12 protein-coding genes are annotated in these 14,779 nt (G+C 52.3%); 10 read left to right on the forward strand and 2 right to left on the reverse strand.

From position 1 onward, the window contains the following. Positions 1-3 precede the first annotated feature (3 nt). From porA to B145_RS0110630, 5 genes are all read left to right on the forward strand, one after another. Entirely contained in the window at positions 4-1,287 is a 1,284-nt protein-coding gene (porA, locus tag B145_RS0110610; RefSeq protein WP_018607249.1) for a hypothetical protein, read from the forward strand. Then, positions 1,256-2,164 carry a thiamine pyrophosphate-dependent enzyme gene (locus tag B145_RS0110615; protein WP_018607250.1) on the forward strand — a complete coding sequence of 303 codons (909 nt, stop codon included), beginning with the start codon at positions 1,256-1,258 and terminating at the stop codon, positions 2,162-2,164. The genes porA and B145_RS0110615 overlap by 32 nt, the downstream gene beginning before the upstream one ends. Before the next feature lie 33 nt (positions 2,165-2,197). Next, positions 2,198-3,349: a methionine aminotransferase gene (locus tag B145_RS0110620; protein WP_018607251.1), complete on the forward strand. Its 1,152-nt coding sequence runs from the start codon at positions 2,198-2,200 to the stop codon at positions 3,347-3,349. A gap of 128 nt (positions 3,350-3,477) precedes the next feature. Beyond that, positions 3,478-4,851, forward strand: coding sequence for a pyridoxal-phosphate dependent enzyme (locus B145_RS0110625; protein ID WP_026259022.1), 1,374 nt, complete (start codon positions 3,478-3,480; stop codon positions 4,849-4,851). Continuing rightward, complete coding sequence (locus B145_RS0110630; protein WP_018607253.1) at positions 4,848-6,029, forward strand: trans-sulfuration enzyme family protein; 1,182 nt, start codon at positions 4,848-4,850, stop codon at positions 6,027-6,029. Before B145_RS0110625 ends, B145_RS0110630 begins: the two co-directional genes overlap by 4 nt. Before the next feature lie 136 nt (positions 6,030-6,165). Here the strand turns inward: B145_RS0110630 and B145_RS0110635 are convergent, their stop codons facing one another. Together B145_RS0110635 and B145_RS0110640 are read right to left on the reverse strand one after the other, a co-directional pair. After that, a complete protein-coding gene (locus B145_RS0110635) occupies positions 6,166-7,062 on the reverse strand; it encodes an SAM hydrolase/SAM-dependent halogenase family protein (RefSeq protein ID WP_033406902.1) in 897 nt (298 codons plus the stop codon). Positions 7,063-7,146: 84 nt separating this feature from the next. Beyond that, positions 7,147-9,582, reverse strand: a complete 2,436-nt coding sequence (locus B145_RS0110640) for a TonB-dependent receptor plug domain-containing protein (RefSeq protein WP_026259024.1) — start codon at positions 9,580-9,582, stop codon at positions 7,147-7,149. 140 nt (positions 9,583-9,722) lie between these two features. On the opposite strand from B145_RS0110640, the gene tauA reads away from it, so the two are divergent. The 5 genes from tauA to B145_RS0110665 all read left to right on the forward strand — a co-directional run bounded on the left by tauA (position 9,723) and on the right by B145_RS0110665 (position 14,758). Then, complete coding sequence (tauA, locus tag B145_RS0110645) at positions 9,723-10,724, forward strand: taurine ABC transporter substrate-binding protein (RefSeq protein ID WP_018607256.1); 1,002 nt, start codon at positions 9,723-9,725, stop codon at positions 10,722-10,724. 14 nt (positions 10,725-10,738) lie between these two features. Beyond that, positions 10,739-11,527 carry a taurine ABC transporter ATP-binding subunit gene (tauB, locus tag B145_RS0110650; protein WP_018607257.1) on the forward strand — a complete coding sequence of 263 codons (789 nt, stop codon included), beginning with the start codon at positions 10,739-10,741 and terminating at the stop codon, positions 11,525-11,527. Further along, a complete protein-coding gene (gene tauC / locus B145_RS0110655; RefSeq protein ID WP_018607258.1) occupies positions 11,524-12,393 on the forward strand; it encodes a taurine ABC transporter permease TauC in 870 nt (289 codons plus the stop codon). Before tauB ends, tauC begins: the two co-directional genes overlap by 4 nt. Positions 12,394-12,527: 134 nt before the next feature. Continuing rightward, a complete protein-coding gene (locus tag B145_RS0110660; protein WP_018607259.1) occupies positions 12,528-13,370 on the forward strand; it encodes an alpha/beta fold hydrolase in 843 nt (280 codons plus the stop codon). Further along, a complete protein-coding gene (locus tag B145_RS0110665) occupies positions 13,337-14,758 on the forward strand; it encodes a radical SAM protein (protein ID WP_211209806.1) in 1,422 nt (473 codons plus the stop codon). The genes B145_RS0110660 and B145_RS0110665 overlap by 34 nt, the downstream gene beginning before the upstream one ends. Positions 14,759-14,779: the final 21 nt, after the last annotated feature.

Below are 14,779 nucleotides of genomic sequence, written 5' to 3' on the forward strand. Positions count from 1 at the left end.
AATATGGCAAGCGTTGAATTCCTCTCCGGCAACGAGGCTGTTGCACAGGCCGTGCGCCTGGCAAGACCACGAGTGATTGCTGCCTACCCGATTACCCCCCAGACCACCGTGGTCGAGCGTCTGTCTGAAATTGTTGAGGCAGGTGAATTGGACGCCCAGTTCGTGCATGTGGAGTCAGAACACTCCGCACTTGCACTTCTGATGGGCAGCGCCGCAATGGGCGCCCGAACTTTCACGGCAACCTCATCTCAGGGGCTGCTCTATATGGCAGAGTGCCTCTATTATGCCTCCGGTGGACGTTGGCCCTTGGTCATGATGAATGCCAATCGCGCACTCGCCTTGCCGTGGAACATCTACGGTGACCAAAGCGACTCACTCGCCCTGATCTCCTCTGGCTGGATTCAAGCGTATGCAGAGGACGCACAGGAAGCATTGGACATGATTATCCAGGCCTATGCTGTGGCCGAAGATATAGAAGTCCGCACACCGGTACTGGTCAATCTGGATGGCTTTGTACTCACCCACACTTATGAGGCGGTGTCCGTGCCCGATCAGTTGGAGGTGGACCGGTTTCTGCCCCCACCCGATCTACCCGAAGGCTATCCTGGCACTTTCAGCATGTCCAAGCCTCAAAGCCTTGCTATCACAGCAGGCCCGGGAGACTATACAGTATTCAAATACCAACAGCATGCAGCAGTGATGCATTCGGCAGCAGTCATTCGCAGTGTTGGCGAGAAATTTCATCAACATTTTGGTCGTGGCGCAACTGGGCTGATAGAAGGGTATAGAAGCGAGGACGCCGAGTTCATTTTGATCACACTTGGCAGTGTCTCAGGTACCGTTCGCCAAGCCATAGATGAGCTCAGGCGCCAAGGAGTGGCTGTAGGCATGCTGCGGCTGCGATATCTGCGCCCATTTCCAACTGAAGAACTTGTGGAGTACCTATACTCCTCTACCCGTACTCGCCATGTCCAAAACATCGGCGTACTAGAGAAAGACATCTCGTTTGGCCACCAAGGCAGTGTCAGCTTGGAGGTCAAATCAGCACTCTATGAATATGCCAGCCGACAAGGCGGTGCAGCTGTACCAGTGCTGAATTTCGTTGCAGGCTTGGGGGGGCAAGACATCTCTGGCGAGGATGTGCAAAACATCTTCCTTGAGCTTGCCTCATCCGTTAACGCAGCAAATCAATCTCAGCAAACGCTTTCTGCACCGGGATTTTCCGATGTAAGGTTTTTAGGTTTGGAGCCGTTCCGTGAAGAAAATCAGCATCAAGATGCTGCCTGACGACGAATATTTTGTTGGGCATAAAGGCTGCGGCGGTTGCGGGGGCAGCCTGATACTGCGCTGGACATTGAAGGCACTAGGGGAGCGTTGTCATATAGTCATCCCCGCTGGTTGCATGTCTGCCATTGGGTTCATCTACCCACAAATGGCATTGGGCGTGAACGCGATGATCGCACCTTTTGCTGCCACCGGCGCAGTACTTTCCGGCATCGCAGCGGTCATTCGTGCCAAAGGACTGACGGACATACCCGTGGTAGGTTTTGCAGGTGATGGGGCCACTGCAGATATTGGCTTGCAATCCCTATCCGGCGCCCTGGATCGCCGTGAGAAGATCATCTATATCTGCTATGACAACGAAGCCTACATGAACACAGGCATCCAGCGCAGCAGTGCCACACCTCAGGGCGCGCGTACCACCACATCACCGTCTGGCCAAACCGCCTTTGCAGGAAGCAAGAAAGATCTGTTGCGAATCGCCGCAGCACATGGCATTCCCTATGCGGCCACCGCCTCAGTGGGCCACCCTGCTGATTTCCTGCGCAAACTTGATCGGGCTCGTCAGATTGATGGGCCGTCTTTTCTGCATGTTTTTGCCCCCTGCCCCACAGGTTGGGGGTGCGCTACGGATGCCACCACAGAATTGGGGAGATCAGTCGTCACCACAGGCTTGTGGCCGCTGCTGGAATGGGATCATGGCAAAATACGAATCAACCAGGCTCCACACTCTTTCGCCCCACTCGCCACCTATCTCGCCCCCCAGGCACGCTTTCGAGGCCTTGAGGCCAATCAGATTGAAGCACTGGCAGCAGAGCGTGATCGTACATGGGTCGCACTGCGCGCCTGGGAACGGGAAACCACCAATTCTGTGCTAGCCTGATACATTGGCTCTCCACACTATTGAGTACGCAATATGTCTATACGCTCAAAGCTGCCCGAAGTTGGCACCACCATTTTTACGACCATGAGTGCGTTGGCGGCCCAACATGGGGCCATCAATCTGTCTCAAGGATTTCCTGACTACCCCTGCGCGCCCGGCCTGCTTGATGCGTTGTCGGCAGCCACGCAGGCCGGCCACAACCAATATGCGCCCATGGCGGGCTTGCCCGCTTTGCGCCAGGCAATAACGGACAAACTCAAAATTCAGCATGCTATCGAGATCAACCCGGAAACCGAGATCACAATCACAGCAGGAGCCACCCAGGCGTTGTTTACAGCGATCGCGGCAGTACTGCATGCCGGCGATGAGGCGATCCTGTTGGACCCATCGTACGACAGCTACGCGCCAAGCATACTTGCCCAAGGTGCAAAGCCTGTTCACATTGCACTCAGTGCGCCGGATTTCTCTGTTGATTGGCAACGTGTTGAATCCACGATCACGCCAAGAACCCGCCTGATTCTCATCAACAATCCGAACAATCCGGCAACCTCAACGCTTTCATCCGAGGACTTGGACATACTCGCCAGTATTGCGGAAAAACACGATCTGATCATTCTGGCCGATGAAGTCTACGAGCATCTCATCTACGATGGCGCAACACACCATAGCGTCTTGGCACATCCCGCCTTGCGTGAGCGCAGCTTTGCCGTCTATTCTTTTGGCAAAACCTTTCATGCCACCGGCTGGAAAGTTGGTTACTGTGTCGCCCCGCCTGCTTTGACAAGCGAATTCCGCAAGATTCACCAGTTCCTGGTTTTTGCAGTCAACACTCCCGCACAGCACGCTCTGGCTGCACACTTGAGCCAGGCTTCCAGCTGGCAAGGACTGCCTGCCTTTTTTGAAACCAAGCGCGCATTGCTGACCCCCGGACTGGTCACCGCAGGCTTTAAACTTCTGCGCTGCCGTGGCACATATTTCCAACTGGCTGACTATAGCGACATCCGCCCGGATCTGAATGACATAGATTTTGCACGCTGGCTCACCATTGAACATGGGGTGGCCAGCATCCCCATCTCTGCATTCTACAAGAGTGCACCCGATCAGCAGATCGTGCGGTTTTGCTTTGCCAAACAGGAACAGACATTGCTCAACGCTATTGATCGCCTGAAACGTATTCGAAACTAATTCAACATGTTTCCTATGGCATTTTCTGCATAAGCAAAGCAAAAACAATTCTTTCCAGAAAGATTTTTTTCTACCTAGAGTGGCCAGATTATTTGTGCATAAACACGATGCCAGCATCCGAGCCCTATATGTCAAAAATTTCGCGGCCTGCCGTACTCAACCTGATTGGAAACACCCCTCTTATAGAAGTCACCCGCCTGGATACGGGCCCCTGCCAACTCTTCCTCAAGCTCGAGTCACAAAACCCTGGAGGCTCAATCAAAGACCGCGTTGGTCTCTGGATGATTGAAGCAGCTGAGAACGACGGTCGCCTCAAACCCGGCGGCACCATTATCGAGGCAACAGCAGGCAACACCGGGCTGGGTTTGGCACTCGTCGCACAAGCCAAGGGGTATCGCATCATTCTTGTGGTGCCTGACAAGATGTCCCCCGAAAAGATTCTGCATCTCAAAGCCTTGGGTGCGGATGTTCGCATCACACGTTCAGATGTTGGCAAAGGCCACCCCGAATACTATCAGGACTATGCGGCGCGTCTGGCAGCAGAAATACCCGGTGCGTTTTTCGCTGACCAATTCAACAACCCCGCCAATCCTGCTGCGCATGAACAATCAACTGCACCCGAGATCTGGGCACAAACCGGCCATGCCGTCGATGCCATTGTTGTAGGCGTCGGCTCCGCAGGCACAATTACCGGATTGACACGTTTCTTCCAGCGTGCGAACCCTGCAACCGAATTTGTACTCGCAGATCCCGCTGGCTCAATCCTGCGCGACTATATCGAAAAGGGACAATACGATACGGCAGGCTCCTGGGCCGTTGAGGGTATCGGCGAAGATTTCGTGCCCCCCATTGCTGATCTATCTGCAGTCAAGAAAGCCTATTCCATTACGGATGAAGAAAGTTTTGCCACCGCCAGAGCACTCCTCCGGGCTGAAGGTGTGCTGGCGGGCTCCTCAACGGGCACGCTCGTTGCTGCCGCATTGCGTTACTGCCAAGAGCAAACGCATCCAAAGCGCGTTGTGTCTTTCGTGTGCGATACAGGTACCCGGTATCTTTCCAAGATTTACAACGACAACTGGATGATTGATCAAGGCCTCCTGCGCAGGCATACCTACGGAGACCTGCGTGACATCATCGCTCGCCGGTACGAAGACGGGTCTGTAATCAGCGTAAAGCCTGACGACAATTTGCAGACTGTGTTCCAACGCATGCGTTATGCAGATGTCTCGCAACTTCCAGTCATCGAGGATGGAAAAATTGTCGGCCTGGTTGATGAGTCGGACCTGCTCCTGCGCATCCAGGCAGACCCGAGCAGCTTCAAGGCGAGCGCAGCCAGCACCATGACCCTTGCACTGGAAACACTCTCGCCTGATGCAAGTCTGGAAAAACTGCGCGAAACACTCGATCGTGGCTTGGTTGCCATCATTGCCGACAACGCTCATTTCTACGGTTTGATCACCCGTTTTGATCTGCTCAACCATCTCCGGAAACATCAGGCATGAACACCAACAGTAAGAAACCGCATGGCTTTGGCACACGAGTCATCCACGCAGGGCAACACCCTGATCCATCAACCGGGGCAATCATGCCACCCATTTACGCTACATCGACTTTCGTGCAAGAAAGCCCGGGCGTACATAAGGGGCTGGACTACGGAAGATCGCACAATCCCACACGCTGGGCGCTAGAGCGCTGTGTAGCGAACCTTGAGGGCGGCGCGGGTGCCTTTGCCTTCGCTTCGGGTCTGGCGGCCATTTCAACTGTATTGGAACTACTGGATTCCGGCGCCCACGTCATCGCGGGGGACGATCTGTATGGTGGAACCTATCGCCTGCTGGAACGCGTTAAGCGACGCAGTGCCGGGCTCTCATTCAGCTTTGTTGACCTGAGCAATCCTTCCGCGCTACAGGCCGCAATTCGCCCAGAAACGAGAATGGTCCTGGTCGAAACGCCCACAAATCCTCTATTGCGCCTGGTTGATCTGCAGGCGATTGCAGACGTTGCACACGCCAACAATCTCATCACGGTTGCCGACAACACCTTTGCCAGCCCTTGGGTGCAACGACCACTGGAACACGGCTTTGACATTGTCGTCCACTCCACAACAAAGTATCTCAACGGCCATTCAGACATCATAGGTGGCGTAGCAGTCATCAGTACAGAAAATCGCAATGCAGAACTTCTTGAGAGGCTCAAATTTCTGCAAAATGCAGTCGGCGCAATCTCAAGCCCCTTTGACAGTTTCTTAACCCTGCGTGGGATCAAGACGCTTAATCTGCGCATGCAGCGACATTGCGAAAACGCCTTGGAACTTGCCAATTGGCTGGAACGCCAGCCACAAGTCCGTGCTGTGCGTTATCCAGGGCTTGTCAGTCATCCGCAACATGAACTTGCAAAACGCCAAATGCATGGATTTGGCGGAATGATTGCGGTGGAATTGGCTACGAACCAAGCAGGCTCACGCCGCTTCCTGGAAGCATGTGAATTGTTTGCTCTGGCGGAAAGCCTCGGCGGAGTGGAGAGTCTGATTGAGCACCCTGCAATCATGACTCACGCAAGCATCCCAGCGGAACAACGCGAACGGCTGGGAATCGGTGACGCCTTGGTACGCTTGTCTGTCGGGATTGAGGACCTAGATGACCTGCGTAATGATTTACTGTACGCACTTCAAAAAATCTAAAAGCTCGCAAAACAATCCCCCCTTGAACGCATCAAGGGGGATTTCTGTATATACATCTACACCATTAAAAATCAAATAACTGGAAGACCTGCGCAGCAAGCATTCCATTAAGAATGCTTGCTGTCATTCACACACCTTATTCCTTGGAAAGGGTGATTCTCCAGTCAGTTCCTGAGCCGATGTGGTGCTCCTTGGCGAAGTTCCCCTGATTGATGGCAAGCGCAAAATTCATCAGGCTGTTGATATACGCCAAAGGCTTACCAACAGGCACCTCACCAAACGTATGCCTGTAAGGAACAACCACTTCCTCAACCAGTTGATCCTTGTTAAATACCCGAACACGCACAGACTCACCCACTTTAATGCCAAGTTCATCAAAAAGCTTTTGGGGAATATTGGTCCATACGTTTCCATACTGCACATCAAGCACCGGAATAATGCCTTCTACACCGCCTGCAGTGCGTTGCACATGTGTATAGGGCAATTTGACCAGCAAATCTGACGATAGCTTTGGCCCCACCTGCGAAAACTGGATAACGCCCGCTGCCAAACGGGCTCCCGTGTATCCAAACACATCGCGGCCATGAAAGGTGTATGAATCTTCCGAGCCTTTTCTGCGATTGATACGTTCATCAATCTGCCTGAGCTCTTCTACCCCCTCCTGTTCCGCAACCAGTGTCAGCACACCATTGTTGGGTGCCACAAAATAGTGGCCTTTGCGTGTCTTCAGCACGACCGAAAGACGCTCTGTTCCTACGCCCGGATCAATGACCGTGACAAATACGGTGCCTTTAGGCCAAAACGGCGCGACCTGAAACAATCGATACGCCCCGGCAAAAATAGACCCGGGATCTTCGTGACTCAGATCAGAAATCAACAGCTTTTCAGATACGCCATAAGCCACGCCCTTGAGCGCAGAGACAGCCCCATCCTTCTGGCCAAAGTCCGTATAGAGCACCACGGGAGATGCACCGAAAGATGCTTGCAGACAAAGCATCAAGGCAAAGGGAAGCACTCTTTTTAAACTTAACATCAAAAACAATTCCTCATTCTAGACTTTCAAAATGCGTGTTACCTGATCAGGCAAGATTACGCTACAACGTTTTGCTGGGGCTGTTCAGAACGATGCGGACAAACGCAAATAATAATATCCACCATTGATCCCATACGGGGAAACGTGCGAGTACTGATCATAATTCAGACTCTGATAAACAGAAGAAGAAACCTTATTGGGATACACGTTGAACAGGTTGTTTGCTCCCACATTAAGCTTGATGTGATCTGTGAAATTGTATCCCACGTCCAGATCCGTGATATATGCCGGGCGTGTCGTATAGGTGTAATACGGCCCTGGTGCATAACCTTGAACCTGACTGGTTTTGCTGTAATAAGTTTCACGCAACGTTACTTCCCAATCATTATGCAAGTATGTGGCAGCCACCGAGACCTTGACATGAGGCGTTGCACTTGTAAGATTGGACGCCTGCACCACATCCACTAGGGATATTCCTGCTGCTTGAAGGCTTGCTGGCGCATCATGAATACGACGAATCGTAGTTCTGTTGTACCCCGCATCCAACTTCCATTTCACAGATCCAATGCCAGACAAGGTTGAAAGATAATTCAGCCCGAAATCGATCCCACGGGTACGTGTATCCACGCCATTGGTAAAGAAGGCCGCGCTGACATTGCTGCTTGATACACCAGACGGAATCACAGAGCCATTTGCGGCGACAGCCGCCGCTGCCAAGCTACCAGATATGGAACCGGATTGAATAATTCTGTTGTCAATATCAATTTGGTAAATATCAATATTTGCGTGCAGGTTCTTGATTGGCTCAGCCACCAAGCCCAAACTGAAATTCCTGGACTTTTCCGGTTTCAAATCTGGAGCGCCTAACACGCGTGCCCCGGCAGAGCCCAACGGCACCTGGATTTGTGCAAAACCATTCGTAACCGTAGTTGCCGAATAGTATTGCTGGGCCAAGGATGGTGCGTGAAAACCATTACTGGCTGTACCCCGCACGGCCAAAGCGGGATTGAAGTTGTAGCGGGAAGACAGTTTGCCCGTCAGAGTGTCCCCAACACTGTCGTAGTGCTCAAGGCGGGTAGCCAACCCAAGTTCCCATTGAGGCGTGATACGCGTGGAGAAATCCGCGTAGCCTGCCACACTATTTCGGTTGGCATCCGCCTGATCGGAAACCCGGAAGCCTGGAAACGCTTGAGACCCGCCGAGATAATATGAATTTGCTTCGCCGGAGCCTATTTTGAAGGTTTCATATCGATCCTCAAGGCCGAGCGCAACATTCAGTGGCGCGGCCAAGCCGCTTACCTCAAACGGTCGGCGTATATCCAGATTCGTTGTCGACTCAGATGAAGTAAATGAGCCCACACGAAAATTGCTCTGAGCATTTCCAAAATCATTGAGCAGATCTGGGTTGATGGTGTTCTTATTGCGTAGCTTGACATCGTCACGACCATAGCTGGTACTCAGATCCCAATTCCATTGAGCGGGCCCCGCGCCTTTGATCCCAGCAGTGAGCCCGAAATCATTTTCTTCACTACTCTCAATCGGTGTAAAGCCTTGCGGGTACACAGCGTCCACAGCCGCACTGAACCAGCCAGGCTGACGCGGATTTTCATACGCCTGCGCACCTCGATGGGCAACTGTGCCAAAACTATACAGGCTCAAGCCTGAGTTGATAGGCTTCTCAAGGTTATAGCCGACTGTTTCCAGCGTGCTTTTGGGATCACCCTGCACCTTGGCGGGCTGCACACCGCCACTGTCGCCGCTACGATTGGAGTAGTCATGCTGACGAACACCCGCACTGATATGTAATGTCCCTGTCTCGCCCAGGGTTAAACCACTATCAACATCCAACTGTTTGGTTTCACCACCCCCATCATAGTACCCCCCCAATGATGTAGATACTGTATTGCCTTCGCCAGAGTTCTTAAGAATGACATTTATGACACCTGCAATGGCATCTGAACCATATTGCGCAGCTGCGCCATCCCGTAGTACCTCAATACGCTCAACTGCGGCAAGAGGAATCATGTCCAGATCCACCGCATTTGACCCCTGCGCTGGATCAGAATCCGCATAAAGGCTTGCAGACAAATGGCGGCGCTTACCATTGACCAGCACCAGGGTATGGCTAGGCGCCAGGCCCCGCAACTGGAAAGTGCGCGCCAATGCACCCACATCATAGCCTACAGCTGGCGCGTTCAATGAGGGCAGTACGCTTTTTAGCGCATCAAGCAAATTGCTTTGCCCAGTGGCTGTAAGCTCTTCCGCCCGCACAACATCAATCGGAGTTGCACTGTCGCGCGCTTTCCGTCCTACCTCGCGAGTCCCGGTTACCACAACTTGATCAAGTTGCTGACTGGCAGTAGCCTGCGCATGAACAACCTGGGGCAATACCCCAGCAAACAAACTCATGACTGCCAGGTAGTAGTGATTATATTTATGTTCAGACACAGCACATCCCCGTGAATACTGATTGAGCGAAAGAGCTATGTTAGAAAGATTTGAGGCCAGGCTAAATCTCATTTTTTTATATCTTAAGGCAGAACCACGCCCCAACTTCGCTACGTAAAAATTCGCTGCATTTACATATCAATTCATGTTCTTTGGAATTGATTCCGGCTGTTGCTACATTGAAAATCACTCTTTCATGACTAGGTACCACCATGAGACTTCTGAACCAAACTCTATTTTTGGCTGGGCTGGCGCTATCCTCGCTGACGATCTCTGCGCAAGCTGCAGATGAAGTAACGGTGGCCTATCAAACAGTAATCGACCCGTCCAAAGTGGCGCAAGCTGACGGCCTGTATGAAAAGCTCACAGGTGTAAAAATCAACTGGCGGAAATTTGATACGGGTGCGGAAGTCATCACAGCAGTCGCCTCAGGCGATGTACAGGTCGGCTACGTAGGCTCCAGCCCTATCGCCGCAGCTGCCAGTCGGGACCTGCCCATCACGACCTTCCTGATTGCCGCCAAACTTGGGGAATCCGAGGCGCTAGTTGTTCGCAATGGCAGCAAGATCAATCAGCCACAAGACTTGATTGGCAAGAAAATTGCGGTGCCATTTGTATCTACTGGACATTACAGTCTGCTGGCAGCCCTGAAACACTGGAAGATTTCCCCCGCCAAAGTGCAAATCATCAATCTGCGCCCGCCAGAAATTACAGCAGCATGGCAACGAGGCGATATTGATGCCGCCTATGTTTGGGACCCTGCCCTGGGCAAGGCCAAACAAAGTGGCAAGGTGCTGACGACTTCGGCAGAAGTCGCCAAATGGGGCTCACCCACGTTTGACGCATGGATTGTGCGAAAAGACTTTGCCGAGAAGCATCCAGATTTTCTGGAAAAATTTTCCCGTGTCACTTTGGATGCCTATGCGGCGTATCGAAATAACCCGAATGCATGGATTTCCAATGCAGACAACCTGGATAAAGTGATTCGCCTCACAGGTGCCAACAAGGAGGAAATCCCCGGTGTTCTTGCCAGCAACATTTTCCCCTTGGTGAATGAGCAGATCGAACTACTTGGCCCAACCACGGCCAAGGCTCTGGCGGATACCTCTGACTTTCTTAAGGAGCAAGGGAAGGTTGATAGCGTACAGAAGAACTATCTGCCTTTTGTCAGCAATGCCTTCGTTAAAGGCGGCAAACAGGTCGCAACAAAGTAATCCGGAGCCGCGTCATGCCACACGTATTGGTTGATCGGGTTACTGTTCGCTACTCTGATGCAAACGCCAAGCAAGCCGCGCTTGACAACGTCAGCTTGCAACTGGAGCCCGATCAGCTAGTGGTGGCACTAGGCCCTTCTGGGTGCGGAAAAACCACCTTGCTGAATCTTCTTGCCGGTTTTTTACGCCCCACTCAAGGACGAGTACTCTTCGATGGAAAACCAATTAATGGCCCTGCTGCAGATCGAGGCGTGATCTTCCAGGATGATGCCTTGCTGCCCTGGCTCAACGTAGTCGACAACATCGCTTTCGGGTTAAAACTCCAAGGCTTGGAGAAACACCAGCGCAAAGCAAGCGCGGAGGCAACGCTCAAACAGGTCCATCTTGATGGGTTTTCTGGGCACATGCTGTGGCAACTTTCTGGCGGCATGCGCCAAAGGGTTGGGCTCGCACGTGCTCTGGCTTCTGATCCCGCAATGCTTCTTCTTGACGAGCCATTTGCAGCGCTCGACGCATTCACGCGAGAACAGATGCAGGAGTTACTGCTGCAATTATGGCATCAAACGCATAAACAGATTTTCCTGATCACCCATGATCTTGAGGAAGCCGTGTTCCTCGCGAGCGATCTGATTCTGCTCTCTCCCCGACCTGGTCGAGTCGTAGAGCGCATCAAGCTCGATTTCTGCCATCGCTATACGGATGGCGAGTCAGCTCGCAGCATCAAATCAGATCCGCATTTCATTGCCATGCGCGAACATGTGCTGAACCTCATCTTTGCCCAAAGGGAGCCCATCCCAGCATGATCTCCACGGAACTCGCACACGAGCAGCATGCCTTTGAAATACCCTTGCTACCTCGGCATGAAGAGGAGGCTAGCGCCACTCCATCACGACGCTTGAGCACCACAACAATCAGCACCCTTACCATTGCCACACTATTGGTTCTGTGGTGGGGCGTGACAAGTGCTGGTTTGATTGCTCCTCTTTTTCTGCCGCCACCGCAGAATATCCTCATCAAATTCTGGCAAGTCTCAACGCACGGCTTCATGGATTCAACGCTCTGGCAGCATCTTGGAGCAAGCTTGGCCCGCGTATTCTCAGCCCTTGTTGCATCGGTATTGCTAGGCATTCCTGTGGGGGTGGCAATAGGCCAATCGCGCATCGCCAAGGGGATTCTTGACCCCTTGATCGAGATCTACCGCCCCATTCCGCCACTTGCGTATCTACCACTCGTTGTCATCTGGTTCGGAATCGGTGAATTTTCAAAAATACTGTTGATATTCCTCGCCATTTTTGCGCCTATCGTAATAGGGACAGCAAATGGCGTGCGCCAAGTTTCCAACAACCGAATTCGCGTAGCGCAATCCCTGGGTGCTACACCTTGGCAGCTCATACGTCATGTTGTCTTACCCAGTGCGTTACCGGATATTCTGGTTGGCATTCGGATTGGTCTGGGAACGGGCTGGTCAACGCTGGTTGCCGCTGAACTTGTAGCAGCCACAAGCGGTATGGGATTCATGGTGCAATCTGCGGCACAGTTTCTAGTGACAGACGTTGTCATTCTCGGCATTGCGGTGATCGCAATCATTGCCTTCGGACTTGAGCTCGGGCTGCGTTACCTGCACAAACGCCTTGCGCCATGGAGCCTTCCAAACAGAGACCTAGGCTGAGGTATCCAAAGATGGACCAGTCATTCTCATCGCTGACGCACGTTGTTCTTGGAAGCCTCGCCATACTGGTGCTTGTACTCTCCATCCTCTATCCCCTTTATGACAAGGATAGCAAGGCTGACAAAGAATAGACGATGCACTTTATTACCCGTGATCACACCCGCCTGTACTATGAGCAAACGGGCGAAGGTTTTCCGCTGCTGATGCTGAGCGGACTGTGGAGCGACACCCAAATCTGGGATAAGCAGGTAGATGAGTTTAAGGACCTGTATTGCTGCATTCGGCTAGAGCACCGGGGGATTGCTCGCTCAGACAAATGGCAAGGCACCTATTCCTATGATCTACATGCCCAGGATGTGTGTGACTTGCTTGATCACCTGAAAATCGACAAAGCAATTGTAAGCGGCGTATGCCATGGTGGTATGACGGCTGTGCGCCTTGCCCATCGCTATCCGCATCGTTGCACTGCCTTGGTTATCAACGGAACACAGGTGCTACGTTCCGGCAAGCAAAGTCTGCGTTTCCAGGGTTGGCGAACCCTTATAGAACAGAGCAGTTTCGAGACTTTCTATCAGACTGAATTGATCCCCAGTCTCTATTCCGAGTCATTTTTAGCGCATAACAGCTCACGTTTAGAAGCAATCACCGCCGGGGCAAGTGCCCGAATGGAACTAGGCTCCACGCTCTCGATGCTTGACGCTTGCAGCCGCTTCGGTCTGGAAGAGACCGAGCTAAAGGGCATACAAATTCCTGCCTTGATCATGGCGGGGGACGAAGATGCATTTGTTTTGCAAAGCGCAGTGGAACACTCCGCATCTCTCTGGCCCCATAGCCAATATCACCTATTCAAACGCTGCGGCCATTTCCCCCAACGAGAAGCGACCGCAGAGTACAACAGGGTTGTGAAAAATTACCTCGCCACCCTTACGCAGCCTTCACACCTGTGCAGCGGGCAAACTCCGGTTTTTTCAGAATAAGTTCAGACAAAACAATTGGTTTTTCATCTCTTCGGCATCGGTTAAGGTTTAGCATAAACCTTTCCCCTTGCATGGATTTAGAAGCCATCGCACCTTTGCTTGGTGTGACAAATCCAAAAACGTCTGGAGATGCCATGAATGCGCCAAACGAGCTGAAAAGCCATCAGTTGTCGTACCACGAGATTGTCGCAAAGTATCCGACCGTATCGCCTTTCGTCATCCTGAAAACCGACGTGCAACGTCGGGGCGTCACCTATACCACTCAAGCCATCGAACGGGCCAATCCGGCTTTGCATTTGCTTCAGTTCAGAAGCATTTTCCATACAATTGGTGAAAAACAAACCCCACAAATCCCAGTCTCATTGTTACTACGCGATGGTACATCTATCCTGACGGGAATGCGCCCTGATGCGCCAGCCCCCTACCTTGTCGACTTCGTTGACGGTCGCCTGGTTCTCACTGATCACGGCCAGATTTTGGAAGAGGTAGAATATTGGCATAAGCCACAATATGTGGACAAACATACCAGTGCAGGCACCCCCATGTGGCAGGTTGCTACGCCAAGGCCTCAAAGACTGGACATCAATCCTTACTCATATTGTCACTTCTGGGATGATGGCGGGGGCTGCAAGTATTGCAACATCTCATCGCATTTTAACAAGGAACGCAAGAATAACGGCAAGCCCTTGCGCATTGCACCACGAGACATTTATGAAACGGTGCGTGAAGCCGTTAAGCAACCGGGGCGATTCGCCAATATCATGCTGACTGGCGGCTCCATTCTATCGGGTTCTCAGCTCTTTGATGACGAGCTTCAAGTCTACATTGAAACGCTACAGGCGATTGGCGAGAACTTCACAACGCGACGCTTCCCGAGCCAATTGATTGCGTCTGCATTTTCTCTGGATCAGCTTGCTCGCCTATATGAAGAGACAGGATTACTCACCTACACCTCCGATCTGGAAGTGCTTGATGACGCCCTCTTCAACTGGATCTGCCCCGGCAAAGCTGGCAAGCTGGGTTATCAAGCCTGGAAGCGGCGCCTGATAGATGCCGTTCAAATATTTGGCACTGGGCGCGTCAACACCGGCATTGTCGGTGGCGTTGAAACCGCGACACCCCATGGTTTCGCCTCAGAGGATGAAGCCTTAGATGCTACGTTGACCGAGGCGGAAGATCTTGCCCAACACGGAGTAACCGTTGTGCAATGCGTGTGGTCTCCCACCCGGGGCTCAGCGTTCGCCAAACAGCACCCGCCTTCGCTTGAATACTATGTGCGTCTGTCTCAAGGGCTGGATGCACTGCGTCGACATTACAACCTGAATGCGGATATGGATAGCTATCGGATTTGCGGCAATCACCCGGATACAGATTTATCACGCATCTAATTTGGCTCGGAACAGGACTTG

The organism is Uliginosibacterium gangwonense DSM 18521 (assembly GCF_000373965.1).
In the GTDB taxonomy this organism is placed as follows: Bacteria; Pseudomonadota; Gammaproteobacteria; order Burkholderiales; family Rhodocyclaceae; genus Uliginosibacterium; species Uliginosibacterium gangwonense.